The organism is Tardiphaga sp. 839_C3_N1_4 (assembly GCF_051811045.1).
GTDB lineage: Bacteria > Pseudomonadota > Alphaproteobacteria > Rhizobiales > Xanthobacteraceae > Tardiphaga.
In genome coordinates this window covers 3,239,764-3,262,113 of the sequence record NZ_JBPWQD010000001.1, presented here as the reverse complement: position 1 = coordinate 3,262,113, position 22,350 = coordinate 3,239,764, and the positions used below count along the sequence as shown (strand labels likewise).

The following is a 22,350-nucleotide window of genomic DNA, read 5'->3' as shown; positions in this document are numbered from 1 at the left end:
AGAAGCGAAGCGACGCGACGCGGCAATCCAGAAAGGCGCAGGCGAAGAAAGACTGGATTGCTTCGCTTAGCTCGCAATGACGGCTGAGAGAATCTACTTCACCGCAACGCCCTCGTGCTCCAGCAGCCAACGTTTGCGTGCGATGCCGCCGCCATAGCCGGTGAGCGAACCGTTGGCGCCGATCAGGCGGTGGCAGGGCACGACGACACTCAGGGGATTTGCACCATTGGCATGGCCGACCGCGCGCGTCGCGGTAGGCACGCCGAGTTGCGCCGCCAGCGTGCCGTAGCTGAGTGTGCTGCCTGCAGGGATTTTTCGCAGTGCCGTCCAGATACGGTTCTGAAACGGCGTGCCGGGGATGTGGCAGGTGATGCCATCGAGTTGGTTGAGGTCGCCGTCGAAATAGCGTGAGAGTGCGCTGCGGATTTCGGATGGTGCCGAGTTCTCGATCAGTTCGACCGTCCCATAGTAACGACGCAGCAAAGTCAGCAAGCGCTCTTCGTAATCGATCCAGTCGAGTGCGCAGAGTGCGCCACCGTGGTTCGTCACCAGCAGCGCGATGCCGATCGGGGTGTCGAGCCGGTCGAGAGTGAGTGGGATGGGTTGCTTCGCCATAGCGATGTTGCGCTCATCAAATGGAAACGCCGACCGTAGGTGTTGCTACGGCCGGCGTCATTCCGATTTCCGATAAGTGAGCCGCGAATTATTCCGGCTTCGGCTCGTGCGACATGCGCTCGAGGCGTTCCTGCATTTCCTTCATCTGGCGACGCAGGTCGTCCATGGTGTCGGCAGGCTCAGCGGTCGGCTCCGGCGCCTTTTCCGGCTCCGCCGCCGCCGCGCCGCCGCGCGGCGGCACGAACGGCTTGAACATTGCGAAGGTCTGCTGAAACAATTCCATGTTGCGACGAACGGTTTCCTCAAGCGGCGCGAACGGCGTCATGCTGAACGTGTTCGTCATCTGCTTGCGGAATTTCTCCTGCTCGCGCGTCAGGCTGTCGATGGACTGCTCGAGATACTTCGGCACCACCATCTGCATGCTGTCGCCATAGAAGCGGATCAACTGGCGTAGGAAAGTGGTTGGTAGCAGATTCTGGCCAGCCTTGTTTTCCTGTTCAAAGATGATCTGGGCTAGCACCGAGCGGGTAATATCGTCGCCGGTCTTGGCGTCATAGACGAGAAAATCCTCGCCGTCCTTTACCATCGCAGCGAGATCTTCAAGCGTCACGTAAGTGCTTGTTCCGGTATTATAAAGCCGGCGGTTCGCATATTTTTTGATTGTCGTGGGTTGATCTGATTTCGCCATGGGGGCTCACACATACGGACCGAGGACAGGGAACCTTACGGCAGCGCGCCATAAGGTTGTCGAACAACGCAATGCAATAAAGTAAGCACTTTCAAAGGGGCTCGGCTACCGTTTTGTGCGTCACGGTTAAAATGGCAGCAGTCTTGTGCTATGCAAAGCGACATCCGTGCCATTTTGCGTGCGTTGCGGCCGTAATTTGACGTCGGGCCAATTGACAGTCCACCCCTCAGTTAACAGGATAGTTTGCAACGCGGCCCCCGCCATCCTGGCTCTGACCGTCGAAAAAACCTCAACACAGGAGATGTCCATGTCAGACGATGTCGTCATCGTCAGCGCTGCCCGCACACCCGTCGGCAGCTTCAACGGCGCTTTCGCCACCATGCCGGCGCATGATCTCGGCGCCATTGCCATCAAGGCGGCGCTTGAGCGCGGCAAGATCGATCCGGCCCGCGTCTCCGAAGTCATCATGGGACAGATCCTCACTGCTGCGCAGGGCCAGAACCCCGCGCGCCAGGCCTCGATTGCTGCCGGCCTGCCGGTGGAAACTTCGGCCTGGGGCGTCAACATGCTGTGCGGGTCCGGCCTGCGCACGGTCGCGCTCGGCTATCAGGCGCTGCTCAATGGTGATTCGGAAATCGTCGTTGCCGGCGGTCAGGAATCCATGAGCATGGCCCCGCATGCGCAATATCTGCGCGGTGGCGTGAAAATGGGACCGGTGGAATTCGTCGACACCATGATCAAGGATGGTCTGTGGGATGCCTTCAACGGCTATCACATGGGTAACACCGCCGAGAACGTGGCAAAGCAGTACCAGATCACGCGCCAGCAGCAGGACGAGTTCGCTGTTGCGTCGCAGCAGAAAGCGGAAGCTGCGCAGAAGGCCGGCAAGTTTAAGGACGAGATCGTTCCGGTCACCATCAAGGGCCGCAAGGGCGACACCGTGGTCGACAGCGACGAATATCCGCGCCACGGCGCCACGATCGAAGCCATGGCCAAGCTGCGTCCGGCCTTCGAGAAGGATGGTACCGTCACCGCCGGCTCGGCATCGGGCATCAATGACGGCGCCGCCGCCGTGGTGCTGATGACCGCCAAGCAGGCCGCCAAGGAAGGCCTCAAGCCGCTGGCCCGCATCGTGTCGTGGGGCCAGGCCGGCGTTGATCCGAAGATCATGGGCACTGGCCCGATCCCGGCATCGCGCGCCGCGCTGAAGAAGGCTGGCTGGACCATCAACGATCTCGACCTGATCGAAGCCAATGAAGCTTTTGCTGCGCAGGCTTGCGCCGTGAACAAGGACCTCGGCTGGGATACGTCGAAGGTTAACGTCAACGGTGGCGCGATCGCGATCGGTCATCCGGTGGGTGCATCTGGTGCGCGTGTTCTCGTCACGCTGTTGCACGAGATGGAAAAGCGCGACGCGAAGAAAGGCCTTGCCACGCTGTGCATCGGCGGCGGCATGGGCATCGCGATGTGCATTGCACGCGACTAATCCTTACGCGTCGCGTGCCGAAAACATCGGCTCGCGCGTGCACTGCACACACTGCTACAACAAAATGCCCGGCGCTTTGCGTCGGGCATTTTCGCTTGATGGTCCAATTCTGCTTGATGTTCAGCGTATCGCGAGATTAATTCGAAGCTATAACTACAAAAGAGATTGGTGGAGGGATCGATCATGGCGCGCGTTGCATTGGTGACCGGGGGAACACGAGGGATCGGCGCTGCAATCAGCAAGGCTTTGAAGATTGCGGGATACAGCGTCGCGGCAAGCTATGCCGGCAATGATGCCGCCGCCGAGAAATTCAAAAGCGAGACGGGTATCGGCACCTACAAGTGGGATGTCGGTTCGTTCGATGAATGCGCCGCCGGCGTGAAAAAAGTCGAGGCCGATCTGGGACCGGTGGAAGTGCTGGTCAACAATGCCGGCATCACCATGGATGGTGCCTTCCACAAGATGACGCCGGAACAGTGGAACAAGGTGGTTAACACCAATCTCGGTTCGTTGTTCAACATGACCCGTCAGGTGATCGAGGGTATGCGCGAACGTAAGTTCGGCCGTGTCATCAACATTTCATCGATCAACGGCCAGAAGGGCCAGTTCGGCCAGGTCAACTATTCGGCCGCCAAGGCCGGCGACATCGGCTTCACAAAGGCGCTGGCGCTGGAGAATGCCAAGCTCGGTATTACCGTCAACGTGATCTGTCCTGGCTACATCAACACCGAGATGGTGCAGGCCGTGCCGCTCGCCGTGCTTGAGAAGAGCATTTTGCCGCAGATCCCGGTCAATCGCCTCGGCGAGCCCGAGGAAATTGCGCGCGCTGTGGTGTTTCTAGCCGCAGACGAGTCCGGCTTCTTCACGGGCTCGACTATGACCATCAATGGCGGGCAATATCACGCCTGAGCGGACGCGGTTTTCGCTGACCTCATCCTGAGGAGCCCGCCCTTGCGGGCGTCTCGAAGGATGTACGACATGCGCCACCGCCGCGTTTTTGGCCTTCGCCGTACATCGCTTTACGAATGACGCCGCATCGCAGCGAAGGATGTGATTTGGAAGCCGAGCTAGTCGGGCTTCCAGCCCTTCGGGGCCAACTCAAACGTCGCGAAATCGAAACCCGGTGCCACGGTGCAGCCGACCAGTGTCCAGTCGCCAGTGGTGGAGGCGGCCTGCCAAGCATGCGGTGGGACAATGCCTTGCGGCTCCTGTCCAGCGGCGACGTTCGGCCCGAGCGTGATCGTGCGCTGGCCGGCGTCGCTGGCGATTTCCAGCGTAAGCGGAGCACCCGCATGATAGTGCCAGATCTCGACGGCATCGATGCGATGCCAATGCGAGCGTTCGCCTGATGCTAGCAGGAAGTAGATTGCCGTCGAGGCCGCCCGCCCGCCGGCATCTATGCGACTGTCGCGAAACGTCTCGCGGTAGTGGCCGCCTTCGGGATGCGGCTGCAGGCCGAGCGTCGCGATGATTTCGCCTGCAGTTGGCGTCTTGCCTGTCATCAGGACTTGTTCTTGCGTTCACGGAGTTCGCCGAACACGTCGTCCTCGCTGAATCCCTTGAGGCGGACGGCGGCGGCGATGGCAGGATCGTCGGCGCGCAGAAACACGTTGGTCTTCTTCTCAAGCCCGAGCAGCACCGGGATGGTTGGCTTGCCGACGGCGCGCAGCTGCGCCACTTCGTCGGCGCGATTCTTCAGCGCTTCGTTGTTGGCGTCGATGCCGAGGCAGAACTTCATGTTGGCCGCGGTGTATTCGTGGCCGCAGTAGACCCGGTAGTCGTCGGGCAGTGTGCGCAGCTTCTTCAGCGACTGCCACATCATCGGGTAGGTGCCTTCGAACACCCGTCCGCAGCCGCCGGAAAACAGCGTGTCGGCCGAGAACAGCGCCAGCTCGCTGTCGAACACGTAGCAGATATGGTCGAGCGTATGGCCGGGGGTCTCGAACACCCGCGCGGTGAGCGCCCCGACCTGCACGATATCGCCCTCGGCGACGCGGACGTCGACTTCAGGAATTGCCGTGCCCTGATCGTGCGGCGCTGTGACCTTGCAGCCGTAGGTCTTCTTCAGCTCGGCGATACCGCCGACATGGTCCGCATGGTGATGCGTCACCAGAATATCCGTGAGCTTCCAGACTTCGCGTTGCAGCACCTTCATGATGGGACCGGCTTCCGGCGCGTCGATCGCGGCAGTCTTCAGGCTCTGAGGATCGTGGATCAGGTAGCCGAAATTGTCGGACAGGCAGGGGAAGACGCGAATTTCAGCAGCCATGGTAACTCCGTTGGATCACGTCGTGATGCGCTCGCACATACGTGCGGCAAATTGATGGGGATGAATATGGGCGATGCATGACGGTCAGCGCGGTGTCACACATTGGCGCGCGGGCTGGCCGGCAATCTGCAGCGTGATGGTGGTCTGGCCCTTGCCGGTAATCCCGACATTGCCTTCGCCGTAGCGGAAGCCCGAGCCGGATCTCTGGATCGGCATGCGGAGCGTTTCGCCATTGGGATAGAACAGGGTGATCGACGTGCCGCCTGAATTGTAATCGACGGAGATCTTGTCGCCGCCCGGCAGCGCAGGGGTGCAGATGTAATCGACCGTCGCCGGATTGCCCTCGGCGGAGAATGGCGCGAGTGCTGCCACGGCCAGACCCGCGGCCGTCGCCGCCGCCCTTGTGATTGTTTGACCTCGGCGTGACAGCATTTTTGTCTCTCCTGCAACGACGTCGCGGCACCTGTTTCTCCGACTAGGCCGCAGCCGGGCCGGCCTTGTCAATTGGTGCAACTCACCGCCCGCGATGGTCTGGATATCTGGCGTTAACGCTGCCCCGGCAATGCGCGATTCGGGGGATCGTGGGTCGCCGCAACGTGTTAGAAAGTCATCATGACCATCGATGTGATCGATCTCCGGGATTTCTATTCGCGCCGCCTCGGTATCGTGGCGCGGCGGCTGATCAATCGCGGTATTCAGGCGCATTGGCCGGATGCCGAAGGTCAGCGCGTGCTCGGTCTGGGGTACCCAACACCGTATCTCGGCCTTTTCCGGGAGAATTCCGAACGCTGCATCGCCTTCATGCCGGCGGCGCAGGGGGTGCTGAAATGGCCGACGGCAAAGCCCGCGCTGGCCACACTGGTCGACGAATTCTCGCTGCCGCTGCCGGATGCCGCCGTCGATCGCATCATCCTGGTGCACGCCCTGGAAATGTCCGACGATCCCGAAGGTTTGCTCCGCGAGGTCTGGCGCGTGCTTGCGCCGTCCGGCCGGTTGATGGCGGTGATTCCGAATCGCCGGGGCGTCTGGACCCGCACCGACTCGACGCCGTTCGGTCACGGCCGCCCCTATTCGCGCTCGCAGATCACGCAGTTGCTGCGACAGACCTGGTTTACGCCGACAGCGTGGAGCGAGGCGCTGTTCATGCCGCCGGTCGGGATGGGCTGGTTTCTGCGCTCGGCGATGGCGTGGGAGCGGATTGGCGCGGCGTTGTCGATGCCGTTCGCCGGCGTGCATATCGTCGAAGCCACCAAACAGGTCTATCGGGCGATCCCCGCCAAGCGCGAACGCACGCGGCTGATTCCGGCGCTGCAGCCAGTACTGGTGCCGACCTCCGGGATGCGGCGTGACGATGAGACGGATCATCTTGGCGAGGCCGAGCCGCACTCGCGCTGAGCGCTATTTTTCCGCGAGCGGATGCAGGTCTCGGACCAGGCTCTTGAGCCGCTCTTCCACCACATGGGTGTAGATCTGCGTCGTCGAAATATCGGTATGACCGAGCAGAGTCTGCACGATGCGAAGATCGGCGCCGTTATGCAGCAAATGGCTGGCGAAGGCGTGGCGCAGCACGTGCGGCGACACCAGCCGCGGCGCAATGCCGGATGCCGCCGCAAGTTCTTTCAGGTCGCGCGCGAAATGCTGTCGGGTGAGGTGGCCGCTCTCGCCAAAAGACGGAAACAGCCATTTCGAGGCTGCACTCTTTTTTGGTTGAGCCTTCTGCAACTCGGTCATCGCGGCGAGATATTCGGCCATCGCCTGTTTGGCAGTTTCGTTGAGCGGCACCAGCCGCTCCTTGTTGCCCTTGCCGCGCACCACGATCATGCGGGCATCGCGCCGCGCTGCGGTGAGCGGTAGCGACACCAGCTCGGAGACGCGAAGCCCGGTGGCGTAAAGTACTTCGAGCAGGCAGTAGAGTCGGGCATCGCGCAACCGCTGCTGCGCCGAAGCCTCCGCGTTTTGCGCCTGCGCCCGCGCCTGCACCAGCATACGGTCGACATCGGCGATCGACAGCACCTTGGGCAGACTGCGGCCACGCTTGGGGCCGGACAGGATGGCTGCTGGATCGTCGCTGCGGATTTTTTCGCTGAGCAGAAAGCGAAACAGATGCCGTATGGCGGACAGCCGCCGCGCCACGGTGGTCGATTTAAAGCCGCGCTCGTCGAGGTCTTCCAGGTAGTCGCGCAGCAACTGGGTGTCGGCTGCCATGAAGCTGGATTTCGCTCCGATGGCGAATTCGGAGAAATCTTCGAGGTCGCGGCGATAGGCGTCCAGAGTATTCACGCCAGCGCCCTGTTCGGCGGCGAGCATGTCGAGAAACAGGCCGGAAAGTTTCGAATCGGAGGCAGGACGGGTGCTCATGGGGCGACCCTAGCGGCTATTTCTTGAGAAATTTGTCCGGCTGGATGGTGACCGTCATGTCCCGCGGCTTCGGGTTGACGAAATTGGCAAGCGCGAAGATGACGCCATAGACCACGCCGACGATCACCGCGACGACCGTCAAAAAGCGGAACAGGCTGGGCATGATCGGGGAACTCGGCGGCGAAATGGGGCGATTCGTTCCGCCTGAGGCGGTCACCTTGTCCGGATACAGACTGCAAGAGGTGCTGGCAACGCTGGCGCTGGGGGTAGTATAGGTGACCGGAATGCGGCAAACCTCTGTGATCCCTTGTCGCTCACTGATTTTGCAGGTGTTTTTGATGTCCGAGACCATCTTGCCGGCCATTGCCAGCGCACCCCAGGAGGCCGCCATCGTGGCGGCGCTGGGAAAGCGCTCGGTCGTGCTGGTGGGCATGATGGGCGCGGGCAAATCGACCATCGGCCGGCGCATGGCAACGCGGCTGCGGCTGCCCTTCGTCGATGCCGACAATGAGATCGAGGCGGCGGCCGGGATGTCGATCCCGGACATTTTCGAGGTCCATGGTGAGCCGCATTTCCGCGACGGCGAGGCGCGGGTGATCGCCCGGCTGCTGGACAGCGGACCGATCCTGCTGGCGACCGGCGGCGGTGCCTTCCTGCGCGAGGAGACCCGCCAGCGCATCCGCGACAAGGCGATCTCGCTGTGGCTGAAAGCTGATGCCGACGTGATCCTGCGCCGGGTCCGGCGCCGGGAAAACCGTCCGCTGTTGAAGACCGCCGATCCCGCCGCGACCATTGCGCGGCTGATCGAGGCGCGCCATCCGTTCTATGAGCAGACCGATATCACGATCGACTCGCGTGACGTGCCGCATGAGAAGATCGTCGAGGAAGGCATCATCGCGCTGCATGAGCATCTGTTCCGCCCACACGCAGCTTCCGCCATTTCCGAACCGACAGGCGATCCCTTGAGTTCTCAACTATGACCGCGCCCTTGAAGCATTCCGACCCTATCGTCGTGGACGTCGCGCTGGCTGAGCGCGCCTATGACATCGTGATCGGCCGTAACGTGCTGCCGTCGCTCGGCGCGCGCATTGCGAAGCTGCGACCGGGCGTGCGCACGGCGATCGTGACCGACAGGACCGTTGCCAAGCATTGGCTCGCTGCCACGGAAGCCTCGCTGGCGGAAGCCGGTATTCCCACGTCGCACATCATCGTCGAGGAAGGTGAGAGCTCGAAGAGCTATGCCGGGCTTGAGAAGGTCTCCGAAGCGCTGATCGCGGCGAAGATCGAGCGCAACGATCTCGTCATTGCGCTGGGTGGCGGCGTGGTTGGCGATCTCGCGGGCTTTGCCGCAGCGATCATCCGCCGCGGCGTCGATTTCGTGCAGGTGCCGACGTCGCTGCTGGCGCAGGTCGATTCCTCCGTCGGCGGCAAGACCGGCATTAACTCACCGCAGGGCAAGAACCTGCTCGGCGCGTTCCATCAGCCGGTGCTTGTTGTGGCCGACACGGCGGTCCTCGATACGCTGTCGCCCCGGCAGTTCCGCGCCGGCTATGCGGAAGTCGCCAAATATGGCGTGCTCGGGGACGCCGCGTTCTTCACATGGCTGGAAGCCAATCACGCCGACATCATGCGCGGTGGCGCAGGGCGTGAACACGCCATCGCCACCTCGTGCCGCGCCAAGGCCGGCGTCGTGTCGCGCGACGAGCGCGAGAACGGCGAGCGCGCACTGCTCAATCTCGGCCATACCTTCGGCCACGCACTGGAAGCGGTGACCGGTTTCTCGGATCGGCTGTTCCATGGCGAGGGCGTGTCGGTCGGCATGGTGCTGGCTGCGCAACTGTCGGCGCAGCTCGGCATGGTCGCTGAGAGCGATGCGAGCCGCGTGCAGCATCATCTCGCCGATGTGGGTCTGCCCACGAAGCTGCAGGACATCGCCGGCTTCGCGCAGGAAGGCCTCGCGGACGCGGATACGCTGATGGCACTGATGGCGCAGGACAAGAAGGTGAAGCGCGGCAAGCTCACTTTTATTTTGCTGGAAGCCGTCGGCCGGGCCGTCATCGCGAACGATGTGGATCCCGCGACGGTTCGCGCGTTTCTGCATCAGAAGCTGACGGGATAGAACTGACCGTGTCCGGTTTGGGAACCACCAAAGCCGGCGCCGTCGCAGGACTTTCATGAATTCGATTACCGTCAATCTGCTGATCGCGATCTTCCTGCTCGCTGCCAACGCGTTTTACGTGGCGGCGGAGTTTGCGCTGGTCAAAAGCCGCGGCTTCCGCGTCAAGAGCATGGTCGAGCAAAACCGCTTCGGCGCGCGTCTACTGCAGAACATGATGGGCAATATCGAAGCCTATCTGGCCTGCTGCCAGCTCGGCATCACCATGGCATCGCTGGGACTCGGCTGGGTTGGTGAGCCCACGGTGGCCGCACTACTGAAACCGGTGCTCGATCCGCTCGGTCTCTCGGAATCCGCGCTGCACTTCACCTCGTTCCTCACCGGCTTCCTCGTCTTCTCCTCGCTGCATATCGTGATCGGCGAGCAGGTACCGAAGACGCTGGCGATCCGCCAGCCGGAGCCGGTGTCGCAATGGATCGCCTATCCGCTCTACGCCTCCTACATCCTGTTTTATCCGCTGAACTGGCTGCTCAACGCGGCGTCACGCGGCACGCTGGCGCTGCTCGGCGTGCAGGAAGCATCACCGCATGAGATCCTCACCGGTGTCGAGATCGAAGGTCTTGTCGGTGAATCCGCCGAACATGGCGGCATCGCGTCAGGCGAAGCCGAATATATCCAGAACGTGTTCCGCTTCGGCGATCTCGCGGTGTCCGACGTCATGGTCCATCGCACGGCGATGGTAACGCTGAATGCGGACCTGCCGTCCGAAGAGCTGGTGCGCGAGGTGCTCGCCACCGAATACACCCGCATTCCCCTCTGGCGCGAGAAGCCGGAAAACATCATCGGCGTGCTCCACGCCAAGGACCTGCTGCGCGCGATCCGCGCCGTCGACGGCGATACCGCAAAGATCGACGTGGCCTCGATCGCGCTGCCGCCGTGGTTCGTCCCGGAGATGCGTCCGCTGTCGGATCAGTTGAAAGCATTTCGTCGCCGCAAGACCCACTTCGCCCTCGTTGTCGATGAATATGGCGAAGTCGAAGGCATGGTGACGCTGGAAGACGTGCTGGAAGAAATCGTCGGTGATATCGCCGACGAGCATGACGTCGTCGTGGCCGGCGTGCGTGCGCAGGCCGATGGCTCGGTGGTGGTCGATGGCTCGGTGCCGATCCGCGACCTCAATCGCGCCATGGACTGGCATCTGCCGGATGATGAAGCGACCACGGTAGCCGGTCTCGTCATTCACGAGGCGCGCTCCATCCCCGAGCGCGGGCAAAGCTTCACCTTCTACAACTTCCGCTTCCGCGTGCTGCGCCGTGAGCGCAACCGCATCACCGCGCTGCGCATCGGGCCGGTGCCGACAGAGCCGGAAGTGCCGGAGAAAAAGCCGCGGGCCGGGACCTCGTTCTAGGCCCTCGCCGGTCCGGTTCTTGCTTTTGCTTTATTCCATGAGCTGTCATTCCATTGGATGGCGCAACTGGAGCGAGCGATGAACAAGTCCTGGCGATTGTCGTGCGTATTGGCCGCTGTGTTGATGTCCGGCGCTGCGCTGGCCGACACCAACTGGCCGTCGAAGCCGATCAAGGCCGTCAATCCGTTCGGTGCCGGCAGCGCGGGTGATGTGGTCCCGCGCCTCTTCTTCGAGAAACTCAGCACGGAACTGGGACAGCCGATCGTGATTGAAAATCGCGTGGGCGCCGGTGGCTCGCTCGGCACGGGCGCAGTCGCGAAAAGCGATCCGGATGGCTACACGCTGCTGTCGCAGACCAATGCGATCTCCATTGCACCGGCGATCTTCCCTAATCTCACTTACGACACCACCAAGGAGCTGTCTTCGGTGGTGATGATCGGCTATGCGGCCAATGTGATGATCGTGCCGAACGAACGGCCATGGAAAACGATTCAGGATTTCCTGATCGCCGCAAAAACCAAGGGCACGGTGATCAATTACGGCTCGGTGGGCGTCGGCAGTGCCGTGCATATCAGTTCGGAGAAATTCCGCGCGGCTGCCGGCTTCGAGGCCACGCATATTCCGTATCGCGGCGGCTCTGAAGTCATCACCGACATCATTGGCGGCCGCATCGATTTCTACTTCTGTCCGCTGGCCACGGCGCTGCCGCTGATCCGCGAAGGCCAGGTCCGTGCGCTGGTGGTGTCGACGCCGACCCGCGTGCGCGATCTGCCAGATGTACCGACGCCGATCGATGCGGGCCTCAAGAATGCGGACAGTTCGATCTGGTTCGGCGTATTTGTGCCGTCGAAGACGCCACCGGAGGTCATCGAAAAACTCTATGTGACCGGCACTAAGGTGCTGAACACGGCGGACATGCAGGCTTCGCTGAAGAAGATCGGCGTCGAGCCGATGCCAATGAAGTCATCCGAGATGGATGCTCTGCTCGTCAAGGAGATCGCTGACAACAAGGTGTTGCTCAAGGGCGAGGTGGCGGCCAAGTAGGCGGACCGCCGGCCTTGCCAGCACGGGTGAGGCCGGCATTGTCCTTTATCTGGGGTGGATCACCGCGCGTTCGGGCGTTGTTTTAGGCTTCAAACGGTCCGAAACTTGCTTCGTTGTCGCCGATTGGCCCGATCATTGGGCGGCCATTCCCGCCGAATGGTATTATTGGAGCAAGTAATGAATAAGCTTATGCGGTGGTCGTGTGTTTTCGCCGGTGTGCTGTTGTCGTCCGTCGCGGCGCAGGCCGAAAGCAACTGGCCGACCCGGTTGATCAAGGCCACCATCCCGTTCGGCCCCGGCAGCGCTACCGACGTGGTGCCGCGGATATTCTTCGAGCGTCTCGGGCCGGAACTCGGTCAGACGATCGTGGTCGAGAACCGGGTCGGTGGTGGCGGCTCGATCGGCACCAACGCGGTCGCGAAGGCCGAGCCGGATGGCTACAGCATCCTGGCGCACTCCTCGGCGCTGGCGATCACGCCGGCGATCTTTCCGAACCTGCCCTATGACACGTCGAAGGACCTCTCGTCGGTCATCATGATCGGTTCCAGCCCGCAAATCATGATCATCCCGAAAGAGCGGCCGTGGAAGACCGTGGACGATTTCCTCAAGGATGCAAAGGCGAAAGGATCGCAAATTAATTTCGGCTCGGTGGGTGTCGGCAGCGCCGTGCATATCAGCGCTGAGAAATTCCGCCTCGCTGCCAAATTCGAAGCGACCCACGTGCCGTATCGCGGCGGTCCGGAAGTGATCGCCGATATTCTCGGTGGCCGTATCGATTTCTACTTCTGCCCAGCGGCGACCGCTTTGCCGCTGATCCGCGAAGGGCAAGTGCGTGCACTGGTCGTCTCCACCGACAAGCGCAGCAATGAACTGCCCGACGTGCCGTCGATGACGGAAGTCGGGCTGAAGGACGGTGTCAGCGAAAGCTGGGTCGGCGTGTTCGCGCCGTCGAAGACACCGCGCGAAATCGTGGACAAGATGCATGATGCCGGCGTCAAGGTGCTGGCCAAGCCGGAGATGCAGGCGGCGCTGAAGAAGATCGGTGTCGAGACTGTGCCGATGCAGCCGAAAGCGATGGACGACCTCGTGGCAAAGGAAGTCGCTGCGAATATTGCGCTGCTGAAAGATGTGAAATAAGGCGACAAGGGCTCCTCGTCATCGCAAGGAGCCCTTGCGACGATGCGAAGCTGATTACGCCTCGATGTCCATGCGCACGAGGATGCGTTCGGCGCTGTCGTTCCAGACATCCATCTTGACGATCTTGCCGTCGCGCACCACGAAGCGATCGACATAGCGATTGCCTTCGAACGGCGTGCCGTCATGCCATTCGCCATAGAGTGTTCCGGTATTGTAGACGATGGTCTCGTCATCCCCCGGCGATACGTCGGTGCGCTCCATCTTCTTCTTCACCCATTTGTAGCGCATGGCGTTGAACGCGGTGGCATCGCGCGGATGCTTGAACTTGCGACCGCCGGTAAAGGTGATCGCGACGTCGGCCGACATGAAGGTGCCGGCGGTTTCCGGATCCGGCACCATGGAGGCCACGAGAAACCGCTCGACGAGGTCGGCAGCCTGGGCGGTTTCATCGGTGACGGGCGCAAGCGCGGTGGGGGATTGCGACATCGGGTTTCTCCTGCGGACTGATCCTAGCGCCATCATAGCAAAACCGGTGCCAGAACTGTATTCGGTAGATGCATAGGATCGTATGCAATTCTTGTGTGTCGCGCCTGATTATTGGGCGTTCTCTGAAGAAAGATTTGAAGATATTCTTGTATTTTCAGATGGTTAATAAGAGTTCGAATCGCATGCGTCTTGGCACATGCCTTGCTTGCCCACGCATATGCTTTCGCTGCGTCCCGCTCGGTGGCGTGGCCTCTCCAGGAGTCCTCCCATGACCTTCGATCTCATCCTGCGCAACGCGCGCATTGCCGACCGGCCTGATGGCCCGGTGGATATCGGCATTCGCGGCGGGCGGTTCGAGGCCATCGAGATCGGCCTGCCGCGCGGCGTGGCGCCGGATCAGGATGTCGGCGGCCGGCTGCTCGTGCCGGGCTTCGTGGAGACGCATATCCATCTCGACAAATCCTGCCTCCTCGGCCGCTGCAATTGCGCGAATGGTACGCTCGCGGAGGTGATCAGCGAAGTCTCCCGGGCCAAACGCGACTTCACCGAAGAGGACGTCTACGCGCGTGCATCGCAGACGCTGGAGAAAGCGATCAAGCACGGCACCAACCACATGCGCACGCATGTGGAGGTCGATCCGCGTATCGGGCTGACCAGTTTTCGCGCGCTGAAGAGGTTGAAGCAGAATTACGCGTGGGCGATCGATCTGCAGCTCTGCGTGTTTCCGCAGGAAGGATTGCTCGACGATCCCGGCTGCGAGGACGTCCTGCTGCAGGCGATGCGAGAGGGCGCCGATCTTCTCGGCGGTGTGCCTTACATAGACAAGGACTCGAACGGCCAGATCGCGAAAATCTTCGGCATCGCGCAGGAGTTCGGCGTCGATATCGATTTCCATCTCGATTTCGATCTCGACCCCACGCGATCCGACTACGAGGAAGTGTGCCGCATGACCGAAGCCATCGGCTGGGGCGGTCGCGTGGCCATCGGCCATGCCACGAAACTGTCGGCGATGCCGCCTGCGGCTTTCGAGGCCGCTGCAAAGCGGCTCGCCGATGCCGGTGTCGCCGTTACGGTGTTGCCTGCGACCGACCTGTTCCTCACCGGCCGTGACAGCGATCACAACGTGCCGCGCGGCGTGACATCGGCGCACAGACTGCGTGCTTTGGGTGTGAATGCGAATATCTCCACCAACAATGTGCTGAATCCGTTCACGCCGTTCGGCGATGTCTCGCTGATCCGCATGATCAATCTCTATGCCAATGTGATGCAGGTCGGCGCCACGGACGACCTTGCCGGATGTCTCGACCTCGTGACGTCGGCTTCGGCGAAGCTGCTCAACCTGAAGCACTACGGCATCGCCGTCGGCAATTCCGCCGATCTCGTGGTGCTCGATTGCGAGACCAAGGCAGAGGCGGTATGCGAGATTGCGCAGCCACTGTTCGGTTTCAAGAACGGCATCAGGACCTTCATCAGGCCGGCTGCGAGTCTGCTCAAGCCCCACTGAGGCGGGCGTCCTTTGTCGTACGGAGACTTCGATGCCGATCAATGACACGCTCAACGCCTTTGTGGATCATGGCCACATCGAAGTGCAGACCACGACAGAGGGGCCTCTCGCGGGTTTGACCTTTGCACTGAAGGATTTCTTCGATCTCGCCAATGTGCCGACCGGCGCCGGCAGCCCGGAATGGCTGGCGACGCATCCGGTGCCGACAAAATCGTCGCCGGTCGTCGATCGCCTGCTCGATGCCGGAGCGAAACTGGTCGGCAAGACGCATACGGATGAACTGGCCTGGAGCCTCAACGGCGAGAACGCGCATTACGGCACGCCGATCAATCCGGCTGCGCCCGGCCGCATTCCCGGCGGCTCGTCGAGCGGGTCGGCCGCTGCGACCGCTGGCGCGCTGGTCGACTTCGCCATCGGCTCCGACACCGGCGGCTCAGTGCGTCTGCCCGCCAGCTATTGCGGTGTCTACGGCATTCGCACCACGCATGGTCGCATTCCGCTCGATGGCGCGGTGCCGCTGGCGCCGAGTTACGACACTGTCGGCTGGTTTGCGCGCACGCCCGAATTGATGGCGGAGGTCGGCAAGGTGTTGCTCGACAAGGCCCGTGCTCCGCGTCGGGTGAAGAAGGTTCTGATCGCAAGCGACCTGTTTGGCGCCGTCGATGAGAAGGTTCGCAACCTGCTGCAGCCGTCGGTCGATCGCATCAAGGCCTCGTTGGTGCGAGCGAGGATGTGGATGTCGCAAGCGGTGAACTCAATGCCTGGCGCAACACCTTCCGTGTAGTCCAGTCGGAAGAAGCCTGGGCCGCGCAGGGCGAATGGATCAAGGCGACCCAGCCGAAGCTCGGCCCCGGCGTGAAGGAGCGTTTCGCGGCTGCGGCGGTTCTCGATCCCGCGGAGATCGCGGCTGCGCGGGCCATGCGAAAAGTCATCGTTGAGCGCGTGCTGTCGCTGCTGGCCCCTGACACGGTCATGCTTTTGCCGACCGCGCCGGGCATTGCGCCGCTGCGCAACACGCCGGATGCGACGCTCGATGTGTTCCGCGCCCGCGCCATCGAATTGCTCTGTGTGTCCGGCCATGCCGGAACGCCGCAGGTCTCAATGCCTGTCGCCAAGTTCGACGATTGCCCGATCGGCCTGTCGATCATGGGCGCGCGCGATTGCGACGAGGATATTTTGCAGTTGGCGGTGGAGTTGGCGAAGTAACGCGCCGGCCGTGCGCTCCTTCTCCCCGCTCTGCGCGGGGAGAGGTTAAGTAAGACTACTTCGCCTTCCCCGCGCCCTTCTCGGCCGCGCGGCGCAGTGCCTCTGCAAATGCACCACCGCCACTGCTCTCCTGCTTCGCCGGAGCACGCGATGTCATCTGGCGTTCGTTGAAGCGCGGGCCGCGATCGGCTTGCGGACGGTCGGCCTTGGCGCCGACAGGATCGTCCATGCGCAGCGTCAGCGCGATACGCTTGCGGGCGACTTCGACCTCCAGCACCTTCACCTTGACGATATCGCCTGATTTCACGACCTCGCGCGGATCCTTGATGAAGGTCTTGGACATCGCGGAGATGTGCACGAGGCCGTCCTGATGTACGCCGATATCGACGAAGGCACCGAAGGCGGCGACGTTGGTGACGGTGCCTTCGAGCACCATGCCGGGCTTGAGATCGCTGAGCTTCTCGACGCCTTCCATGAACACCGCAGCCTTGAAGGCGGGGCGGGGGTCGCGGCCGGGTTTTTCGAGTTCTTTCAGGATGTCGGTGACCGTCGGCAGACCGAAGGTGTCATCGACGAAGGTCTTGGGCTGCACCTTGCGCAGAATCTCGGCATTGCCGATCAGCGCCTTGATATCGCTCTTGGTGGCCTCAAGAATCTTGCGCACCAGCGGATAGGCTTCCGGATGCACGCCGGACTTGTCGAGCGGATCCTCGCCGTCATTGATGCGCAGGAAGCCGGCACATTGTTCGAATGCCTTCGGGCCAAGCCGCGGCACTTCCTTGAGCGCCTTGCGTGACTTGAACGGGCCGTTGGCGTCGCGGTGCTGCACGATGCTCTGCGCCAGACCGGTGCCGATGCCCGACACGCGTGCCAGCAGCGGTGCGGATGCCGTGTTCACGTCGACGCCAACGCCGTTCACGCAGTCTTCCACGACGGCATCGAGCGACCGCGCCAGCTTGCTCTCGCCGAGGTCGTGCTGATACTGGCCAACGCCGATCGCTTTTGGATCGATCTTCACCAGTTCAGCGAGCGGATCCTGCAGGCGGCGCGCGATCGACACCGCGCCGCGCAGCGTGACGTCGAGCTCAGGCAGCTCTTCGGAGGCAAAGGCCGAGGCGGAATAGACCGACGCGCCGGCTTCCGACACCACGATCTTCGACATCTTGAGGTCCGGTAGCAGCTTGACCAGCTCCATCGCCAGCTTGTCGGTCTCGCGCGAGGCTGTGCCGTTGCCGATGGCGATCAGGTCGACTTTGTGCTGCACGGCGAGCTTGCCGAGCATGGCGAGCGACGCATCCCACTGGCGTTGCGGCTCATGCGGATAGATCGTGGTCGTTGCAACGACTTTACCGGTGGCGTCGATAATCGCGGTCTTCACACCCGAACGGAAGCCTGGATCAAGGCCCATGGTGACGCGCGCGCCGGCAGGCGCTGCGAGCAGCAGGTCGCGCAGGTTCGATGCGAAGACGCGGACGCCCTCTTCTTCCGCCGCGGTCCACAGCCGCATGCGCAGGTCGATGTTGAGATGCACCTGGATCTTGGTACGCCAGGCCCAACGCGTGGTTTCGGTCAGCCACTTGTCGCCGGGGCGGCCCTGATCGGAAACGCCGAAGCGATTCATGATCTTCAGTTCATAGGAGCTCGGTGTGGTGGTGGGGGCGGGCGTCGCGGGCACCGGCTCGGGCTGCATCGCGAGATCGAGGATCTCTTCTTTCTCGCCGCGGAACAACGCCAGGATACGGTGTGATGGCAGCTTGTGCAGCGGCTCGCTGAAGTCGAAATAGTCCTTGAACTTCTCGCCTTCGGTCTTCTTGCCGGTGCGCACGGTCGAGGCCATCAAGCCGTTCGACCACATCTGTTCGCGAAGGGCGCCGATCAGATCGGCGTCTTCGGCGAAGCGCTCGACAAGAATGGCGCGCGCGCCGTCGAGCGCAGCGGCGACATCGGCGACGTTCTTCTCGGCATTGACGAAAGCTTCCGCAACTTTCTTCGGATCGTTCTGCGGCTCGGTGAGCAGCAGTTCCGACAGCGGTTCAAGGCCGGCTTCCTTGGCGATCTCGGCCTTCGTGCGGCGTTTCGGTTTGAACGGCAGATAGATGTCTTCGAGACGACCCTTGGTGTCGGCGGTCATGATCGCCGTTTCGAGCGCGGCATCGAGCTTGCCCTGTTCGCGCACCGATTCCAGAATCACGAGGCGGCGTTCTTCGAGTTCGCGCAGATAGGTCAGGCGCTCTTCCAGCGTGCGCAGTTGTGCGTCATCGAGACCGCCGGTGATTTCCTTGCGGTAGCGTGCCACGAACGGCACCGTTGCGCCGCCGTTGAGCAGTTCTACCGTCGCCGCGACCTGCTGTTCGCGCACGCCAAGTTCGTCTGCGATCTTCTGATTGATGTTTGCCACGCGTAGAGATTCCTTCGAAATTCCGTGGCGGGTCATACCGCCGTCGCAAAACGCTTATGGACCGATGCCGCACGATTCATCAACCCCGGCGGATGCAGTCGATTGTTCTGTGGATCGCGTTGTTTTGCTTCGAAAATTGCAGTGTTTGATGCGCTTCATGACAGTGCGGCTGTGCAAAAATATAATGCTAGATCGCGGCCTGCGAACTGTGTAGACGGACGTTCCTTTCGGGAGCGGCAATGTCGGTTTGTGGTCTGGATTTTGGAACGTCGAACACGACGCTCGGCACGGTCATCAATGATGTTCCGGTGCTGGCGGCGCTCGAAGACTATCATGTCACAATTCCGAGTGCGATCTTTTACAAGGCCGATACCGGCGCCTTCATTGGCCGCAAGGCGATTGAGGCCTATGTCGAGGGCGCGCCTGGCCGCCTGATGCGCAGCCTCAAATCCGTGCTCGGTACGTCGCTGATCGATGAGACGACGCGCGTCGGCCGCGAGCGCGTCAGCTTCCGCAATGTCATCGCCTATTATCTCGGTGCGGTGAAGCGGCGTGCGGAACAGGCCACAGGGCTTGAACTCCGCCAGGTCGTCCATGGCCGTCCCGTCCATTTCGTCGATGACAATCCGGCGGGCGATGCCAAGGCCGAAGCTACGCTGCGCGCCATCGCGAAAGACGTCGGCTTCGAGGACGTCACATTCCAGTTCGAGCCGATTGCCGCGGCGCTGGATTACGAGCGGCAGATCAATTCGGAGGAGATCGCGCTGATCGCCGATATCGGCGGCGGCACGTCAGACTTCTCGATCGTGCGGTTGTCGCCTCAGCGGCATCACCATGCCGACCGCAAGGATGACATCCTCGCCAATGACGGTGTGCGGATTGGCGGTACCGATTTCGACCGGCATCTCAGTCTCGGTGTGATCATGCCGTTGCTGGGCTATCGTTCGGCGATGAAGCGCGCGGGGCTCGATGTGCCGTCGGGCTATTTCCACGATCTGGCGACCTGGTCGAGCATCAACCGGATGTACGATTCCAAGGTCATGAACGAGGTGAAACAGGTGCGCTATGAGGCGCAACAGCCGGAGCTGCTGGATCGCTTGGTGCGTGTGTTGGACGAACAGCGCGGCCATACCCTGGCCATGGAAGTCGAGGGCGCCAAGATTGGCCTGTCCGACAAGCCGAAATCGAGTATCGCGCTGGACTGGATCGAGCCTGGCCTTGCCGCCGGCGTCGCCCGTAATGAACTCGTCAGCCATACCCAGTTGCTCGCCGATCGGATCACCGCGCGGATCAAGATCTGCCTGAACCAGACCGGATTGAAGCCCGAAGCGATCGATGCCGTGTTCCTGACCGGCGGTTCGGTGCAGCTCGCCCATGTCCGCAAGGCGATCACGGCGGCGCTGCCGGCCGCCCGCGCCATCGATGGCGACACGTTCGGGGCCGTCGGCAAGGGTCTGACTGTCGAGGCGGCCCGACGCTACGGGCAGGGTTAGACGCCGAGGGCCGGACAAGGCCCGAACGCCTTGTGGCTATGCGTGGCCGTCGCTTGATCCGGCGCCCGGCGCAGCCATATTAAGCCCATGGCGAAGCTCTCGAATCGCGACAGGATTCTCACCGCAGGCCTCGCGGTCGTGCATGCGCGCGGCTATGCGGGCGCGAGCGTCCGCGACATCGTGCATGCCGCCGGCGTGCCACAAGGCACCTTCACCAACCATTTTACCTCCAAGGAGGAATTCGGCCTCGAGATCATCGATCTCTATTTCGCGAAGGGCCGCGAGCTGATGGCGCAGACGCTGCGCAACGAAAGCCTGTCGCCACTGGCGCGGCTGCGCGCCTATATCGATGCCAATGTGACCCGGCTGACCGAAGACCAGATGTGCAATGGCTGTCTGTTCGGCAACTTCACGGCAGAAGCCAGCGACCATAGCGACCTCATTCGCGACCGGCTGCTGACGATCTTCGCCGATGTTCAGCAGAGCATTGCCGAATGCCTGACCTCCGCGGTGAAAGCCGGCGAGCTGCCGGCCGACTTCAAATGCGCGGAGGTTGCGGGTTTCATCGTCTCCTCGCTGCAGGGCGCCAACCTGCTGTCGAAGGCCGAACGCAGCCCGGCGCCGATCGAGCGCTTTGCGCAGGTGCTGTTCACGCAGGTGTTACGCTGAGCTGATTGCTGCTCTGCACAGACATTGCCGCTTCCCGGCTCTTTCGCTAAACCGTGCGACATGACAGCGCGGCCCGCAGAGGCCGTCGCCGACAACAAGCGACCGGGAGTGAACCATGAGCCAGACCGCCGTCGGGGCGCGCGCCACGCGCAGCGCAAAATCCGACATCGAAACCTCGACCATCCGCGCCATTTCCTGGCGGCTGATCCCGTTTCTGGTGCTGGCTTATTTCCTGGCCTATCTCGACCGCGTCAATCTTGGCTTCGCCGCGCTCACCATGAATGCCGAGCTGAATTTCTCGCCCACCGTTTTTGCGTGGGGCGCCGGCATCTTCTTCATCGGCTATTTCATTTTTGAAGTTCCCAGCAACATCGCGCTGGAGAAATTCGGCGCCAGCCGCTGGATCGCGCGCATCATGGTGAGCTGGGGCATCATCTCCGCGCTGATGGCGATCGTCAGTGGCCCATGGAGCTTCTACACGCTGCGCTTTCTGCTCGGTGTAGCCGAGGCCGGCTTCTTCCCCGGCATTATCCTCTATCTCACTTACTGGTTTCCGGCCGAATATCGCGCGCGCTTCCTCGCGGCCTTTGCGATCGCGGTTCCCGTATCCACGGTGATTGGCGCGCCGATCTCCGGCATGCTGCTGGGGCTCGACGGTGTCATGGGCCTGAAGGGCTGGCAGTGGTTGTTCATCATCGAAGGGATTCCTTCGGTCATTCTCGGCGTCGTCACCTGGTTCTACCTCACCGACAAGCCTGAAAAGGCCGAATGGCTGACGCCCGACCAGAAGATGTGGCTCTCCGACAAGCTCGAAGGCGAGCGTCTCGCCAAGGAGAGCGCCCATGGCATGACACTGGGGCAGGCGCTGTCGTCGTCGAAGGTGCTGATGCTGAGCGTGATCTATTTCGGCTTTGTCGGCGCGCTCTATGGCATGCAGTTCTGGCTGCCGCAGATCGTGAAGGCGTTCGGCTTCACCAACCTGCAGACCGGTTTCGTCACCGCGATCCCCTATCTGTTTGGCTCCATTGCCATGGTGCTGTGGGCACAGCATTCCGACAAGACCCGTGAACGCGTCTGGCATGTCGGCCTGCCGCTGCTGCTGACCGCCGTGGCGCTCGCGCTGTCCGGCATCTCCACCAATCCGACCCTGACCATGGTCGCACTGACAGTCGCTGCGATCGGCGTGTTCTGCACTTTCGCTCTGTTCTGGACGCTGCCGACCGCGTGGCTGAGCGGCACGGCGGCGGCCGGCGCCATCGCGCTGATCAACTCGATCGGCAATCTCGCCGGCTTCGGCGGTCCCTATCTGATCGGCTGGGTCAAGGAACTGACCGGCAGCACCTCGACCGGGCTTCTGGTCCTGGCGGCCATGCCGCTGGTTGCCGGCATTCTCGTGCTGGTCGGCAATCACGGGACAGCCACGGAGTTCGCAGCTACCGGTAAACCGGCACGGGTGAAATAAGGCCGTGAGCG

At 62.1% G+C, this 22,350-nt stretch carries 23 protein-coding genes; 14 read left to right on the top strand and 9 right to left on the bottom strand.

The window, feature by feature from the left end; translation table 11 throughout:
- Positions 1–93 precede the first annotated feature (93 nt).
- Both AB8A38_RS15670 and phaR read right to left on the bottom strand, forming a co-directional pair.
- On the bottom strand, positions 94–615 hold the full coding sequence (locus AB8A38_RS15670) for a methylated-DNA--[protein]-cysteine S-methyltransferase (RefSeq protein ID WP_439086581.1): 522 nt from the start codon (positions 613–615) through the stop codon (positions 94–96).
- 88 nt (positions 616–703) lie between these two features.
- On the bottom strand, positions 704–1,303 hold the full coding sequence (phaR, locus tag AB8A38_RS15665; RefSeq protein ID WP_315840504.1) for a polyhydroxyalkanoate synthesis repressor PhaR: 600 nt from the start codon (positions 1,301–1,303) through the stop codon (positions 704–706).
- 307 nt (positions 1,304–1,610) lie between these two features.
- Here phaR and AB8A38_RS15660 point away from each other — a divergent pair, with 307 nt between their 5' ends.
- Together AB8A38_RS15660 and phbB are read left to right on the top strand one after the other, a co-directional pair.
- Positions 1,611–2,789 (top strand): acetyl-CoA C-acetyltransferase, encoded by a 1,179-nt coding sequence (locus AB8A38_RS15660; RefSeq protein WP_068732966.1) that lies wholly within the window; start codon positions 1,611–1,613, stop codon positions 2,787–2,789.
- 183 nt (positions 2,790–2,972) lie between these two features.
- The gene (phbB, locus tag AB8A38_RS15655) at positions 2,973–3,698 is read left to right on the top strand and encodes an acetoacetyl-CoA reductase (protein ID WP_068732968.1); all 726 of its coding nucleotides are present in this window, start codon (positions 2,973–2,975) and stop codon (positions 3,696–3,698) included.
- A gap of 158 nt (positions 3,699–3,856) precedes the next feature.
- Here phbB and AB8A38_RS15650 read toward each other — a convergent pair whose 3' ends face one another.
- From AB8A38_RS15650 to AB8A38_RS15640, 3 genes are all read right to left on the bottom strand, one after another.
- Positions 3,857–4,291, bottom strand: coding sequence for a cupin domain-containing protein (locus AB8A38_RS15650; protein WP_439086580.1), 435 nt, complete (start codon positions 4,289–4,291; stop codon positions 3,857–3,859).
- Positions 4,291–5,058 carry a hydroxyacylglutathione hydrolase gene (gene gloB / locus AB8A38_RS15645; RefSeq protein WP_439086579.1) on the bottom strand — a complete coding sequence of 256 codons (768 nt, stop codon included), beginning with the start codon at positions 5,056–5,058 and terminating at the stop codon, positions 4,291–4,293. The genes AB8A38_RS15650 and gloB overlap by 1 nt, the downstream gene beginning before the upstream one ends.
- A gap of 84 nt (positions 5,059–5,142) precedes the next feature.
- Positions 5,143–5,490: an MliC family protein gene (locus tag AB8A38_RS15640; RefSeq protein ID WP_439086578.1), complete on the bottom strand. Its 348-nt coding sequence runs from the start codon at positions 5,488–5,490 to the stop codon at positions 5,143–5,145.
- Positions 5,491–5,670: 180 nt separating this feature from the next.
- Here AB8A38_RS15640 and AB8A38_RS15635 point away from each other — a divergent pair, with 180 nt between their 5' ends.
- Positions 5,671–6,453, top strand: coding sequence for a class I SAM-dependent methyltransferase (locus AB8A38_RS15635; protein WP_089262642.1), 783 nt, complete (start codon positions 5,671–5,673; stop codon positions 6,451–6,453).
- Positions 6,454–6,456: 3 nt separating this feature from the next.
- Here the strand turns inward: AB8A38_RS15635 and xerD are convergent, their stop codons facing one another.
- Both xerD and AB8A38_RS15625 read right to left on the bottom strand, forming a co-directional pair.
- Positions 6,457–7,416 (bottom strand): site-specific tyrosine recombinase XerD, encoded by a 960-nt coding sequence (gene xerD, locus AB8A38_RS15630; RefSeq protein ID WP_439086577.1) that lies wholly within the window; start codon positions 7,414–7,416, stop codon positions 6,457–6,459.
- 16 nt (positions 7,417–7,432) lie between these two features.
- Positions 7,433–7,579, bottom strand: a complete 147-nt coding sequence (locus AB8A38_RS15625; RefSeq protein ID WP_089262632.1) for a histidine kinase — start codon at positions 7,577–7,579, stop codon at positions 7,433–7,435.
- Positions 7,580–7,754: 175 nt separating this feature from the next.
- Between AB8A38_RS15625 and AB8A38_RS15620 the strand changes: the two genes are divergently transcribed.
- The 5 genes from AB8A38_RS15620 (at position 7,755) to AB8A38_RS15600 (ending at position 13,121) form a co-directional block, all read left to right on the top strand.
- Positions 7,755–8,396, top strand: a complete 642-nt coding sequence (locus AB8A38_RS15620; RefSeq protein ID WP_089262630.1) for a shikimate kinase — start codon at positions 7,755–7,757, stop codon at positions 8,394–8,396.
- Entirely contained in the window at positions 8,393–9,535 is a 1,143-nt protein-coding gene (gene aroB, locus AB8A38_RS15615) for a 3-dehydroquinate synthase (RefSeq protein WP_315840510.1), read from the top strand. Before AB8A38_RS15620 ends, aroB begins: the two co-directional genes overlap by 4 nt.
- Positions 9,536–9,590: 55 nt before the next feature.
- A complete protein-coding gene (locus AB8A38_RS15610) occupies positions 9,591–10,940 on the top strand; it encodes a hemolysin family protein (protein WP_068732985.1) in 1,350 nt (449 codons plus the stop codon).
- A gap of 78 nt (positions 10,941–11,018) precedes the next feature.
- Positions 11,019–11,984 carry a Bug family tripartite tricarboxylate transporter substrate binding protein gene (locus tag AB8A38_RS15605; RefSeq protein WP_439086575.1) on the top strand — a complete coding sequence of 322 codons (966 nt, stop codon included), beginning with the start codon at positions 11,019–11,021 and terminating at the stop codon, positions 11,982–11,984.
- A gap of 177 nt (positions 11,985–12,161) precedes the next feature.
- A complete protein-coding gene (locus AB8A38_RS15600; protein WP_439086573.1) occupies positions 12,162–13,121 on the top strand; it encodes a Bug family tripartite tricarboxylate transporter substrate binding protein in 960 nt (319 codons plus the stop codon).
- Between the two features lie 54 nt (positions 13,122–13,175).
- Here AB8A38_RS15600 and AB8A38_RS15595 read toward each other — a convergent pair whose 3' ends face one another.
- A complete protein-coding gene (locus tag AB8A38_RS15595) occupies positions 13,176–13,607 on the bottom strand; it encodes a nuclear transport factor 2 family protein (protein ID WP_439086572.1) in 432 nt (143 codons plus the stop codon).
- Positions 13,608–13,875: 268 nt separating this feature from the next.
- Between AB8A38_RS15595 and AB8A38_RS15590 the strand changes: the two genes are divergently transcribed.
- From AB8A38_RS15590 to AB8A38_RS15580, 3 genes are read left to right on the top strand one after another with little or no spacing between them, the layout of a single operon-like run.
- Entirely contained in the window at positions 13,876–15,111 is a 1,236-nt protein-coding gene (locus AB8A38_RS15590; RefSeq protein ID WP_439086571.1) for an amidohydrolase family protein, read from the top strand.
- 31 nt (positions 15,112–15,142) lie between these two features.
- Positions 15,143–15,895 (top strand): amidase family protein, encoded by a 753-nt coding sequence (locus tag AB8A38_RS15585; protein ID WP_439086570.1) that lies wholly within the window; start codon positions 15,143–15,145, stop codon positions 15,893–15,895.
- Positions 15,844–16,317, top strand: a complete 474-nt coding sequence (locus AB8A38_RS15580) for an amidase family protein (protein WP_439086569.1) — start codon at positions 15,844–15,846, stop codon at positions 16,315–16,317. Before AB8A38_RS15585 ends, AB8A38_RS15580 begins: the two co-directional genes overlap by 52 nt.
- Before the next feature lie 55 nt (positions 16,318–16,372).
- On the opposite strand, the gene AB8A38_RS15575 is transcribed toward AB8A38_RS15580, so the two are convergent.
- Positions 16,373–18,715 (bottom strand): Tex family protein, encoded by a 2,343-nt coding sequence (locus tag AB8A38_RS15575; RefSeq protein ID WP_276511307.1) that lies wholly within the window; start codon positions 18,713–18,715, stop codon positions 16,373–16,375.
- 239 nt (positions 18,716–18,954) lie between these two features.
- Between AB8A38_RS15575 and AB8A38_RS15570 the strand changes: the two genes are divergently transcribed.
- From AB8A38_RS15570 to AB8A38_RS15560, 3 genes are all read left to right on the top strand, one after another.
- Positions 18,955–20,208 carry an Hsp70 family protein gene (locus tag AB8A38_RS15570; RefSeq protein ID WP_315840516.1) on the top strand — a complete coding sequence of 418 codons (1,254 nt, stop codon included), beginning with the start codon at positions 18,955–18,957 and terminating at the stop codon, positions 20,206–20,208.
- Positions 20,209–20,295: 87 nt separating this feature from the next.
- Positions 20,296–20,877, top strand: a complete 582-nt coding sequence (locus AB8A38_RS15565) for a TetR family transcriptional regulator C-terminal domain-containing protein (protein ID WP_315840517.1) — start codon at positions 20,296–20,298, stop codon at positions 20,875–20,877.
- Positions 20,878–20,992: 115 nt separating this feature from the next.
- Entirely contained in the window at positions 20,993–22,339 is a 1,347-nt protein-coding gene (locus AB8A38_RS15560) for an MFS transporter (protein WP_439086568.1), read from the top strand.
- Positions 22,340–22,350 lie beyond the last annotated feature (11 nt).

What these genes read in the sequence shown, in the direction of transcription:
- AB8A38_RS15670 (WP_439086581.1), bottom strand. Translation starts at nt 615, where the DNA reads ATGGCGAAGCAACCCATCCCACTCACTCTCGACCGGCTCGACACCCCG.
- phaR (WP_315840504.1), bottom strand. Translation starts at nt 1,303, where the DNA reads ATGGCGAAATCAGATCAACCCACGACAATCAAAAAATATGCGAACCGC.
- AB8A38_RS15660 (WP_068732966.1), top strand. Translation starts at nt 1,611, where the DNA reads ATGTCAGACGATGTCGTCATCGTCAGCGCTGCCCGCACACCCGTCGGC.
- phbB (WP_068732968.1), top strand. Translation starts at nt 2,973, where the DNA reads ATGGCGCGCGTTGCATTGGTGACCGGGGGAACACGAGGGATCGGCGCT.
- AB8A38_RS15650 (WP_439086580.1), bottom strand. Translation starts at nt 4,291, where the DNA reads ATGACAGGCAAGACGCCAACTGCAGGCGAAATCATCGCGACGCTCGGC.
- gloB (WP_439086579.1), bottom strand. Translation starts at nt 5,058, where the DNA reads ATGGCTGCTGAAATTCGCGTCTTCCCCTGCCTGTCCGACAATTTCGGC.
- AB8A38_RS15640 (WP_439086578.1), bottom strand. Translation starts at nt 5,490, where the DNA reads ATGCTGTCACGCCGAGGTCAAACAATCACAAGGGCGGCGGCGACGGCC.
- AB8A38_RS15635 (WP_089262642.1), top strand. Translation starts at nt 5,671, where the DNA reads ATGACCATCGATGTGATCGATCTCCGGGATTTCTATTCGCGCCGCCTC.
- xerD (WP_439086577.1), bottom strand. Translation starts at nt 7,416, where the DNA reads ATGAGCACCCGTCCTGCCTCCGATTCGAAACTTTCCGGCCTGTTTCTC.
- AB8A38_RS15625 (WP_089262632.1), bottom strand. Translation starts at nt 7,579, where the DNA reads ATGCCCAGCCTGTTCCGCTTTTTGACGGTCGTCGCGGTGATCGTCGGC.
- AB8A38_RS15620 (WP_089262630.1), top strand. Translation starts at nt 7,755, where the DNA reads ATGTCCGAGACCATCTTGCCGGCCATTGCCAGCGCACCCCAGGAGGCC.
- aroB (WP_315840510.1), top strand. Translation starts at nt 8,393, where the DNA reads ATGACCGCGCCCTTGAAGCATTCCGACCCTATCGTCGTGGACGTCGCG.
- AB8A38_RS15610 (WP_068732985.1), top strand. Translation starts at nt 9,591, where the DNA reads ATGAATTCGATTACCGTCAATCTGCTGATCGCGATCTTCCTGCTCGCT.
- AB8A38_RS15605 (WP_439086575.1), top strand. Translation starts at nt 11,019, where the DNA reads ATGAACAAGTCCTGGCGATTGTCGTGCGTATTGGCCGCTGTGTTGATG.
- AB8A38_RS15600 (WP_439086573.1), top strand. Translation starts at nt 12,162, where the DNA reads ATGAATAAGCTTATGCGGTGGTCGTGTGTTTTCGCCGGTGTGCTGTTG.
- AB8A38_RS15595 (WP_439086572.1), bottom strand. Translation starts at nt 13,607, where the DNA reads ATGTCGCAATCCCCCACCGCGCTTGCGCCCGTCACCGATGAAACCGCC.
- AB8A38_RS15590 (WP_439086571.1), top strand. Translation starts at nt 13,876, where the DNA reads ATGACCTTCGATCTCATCCTGCGCAACGCGCGCATTGCCGACCGGCCT.
- AB8A38_RS15585 (WP_439086570.1), top strand. Translation starts at nt 15,143, where the DNA reads ATGCCGATCAATGACACGCTCAACGCCTTTGTGGATCATGGCCACATC.
- AB8A38_RS15570 (WP_315840516.1), top strand. Translation starts at nt 18,955, where the DNA reads ATGTCGGTTTGTGGTCTGGATTTTGGAACGTCGAACACGACGCTCGGC.
- AB8A38_RS15565 (WP_315840517.1), top strand. Translation starts at nt 20,296, where the DNA reads ATGGCGAAGCTCTCGAATCGCGACAGGATTCTCACCGCAGGCCTCGCG.
- AB8A38_RS15560 (WP_439086568.1), top strand. Translation starts at nt 20,993, where the DNA reads ATGAGCCAGACCGCCGTCGGGGCGCGCGCCACGCGCAGCGCAAAATCC.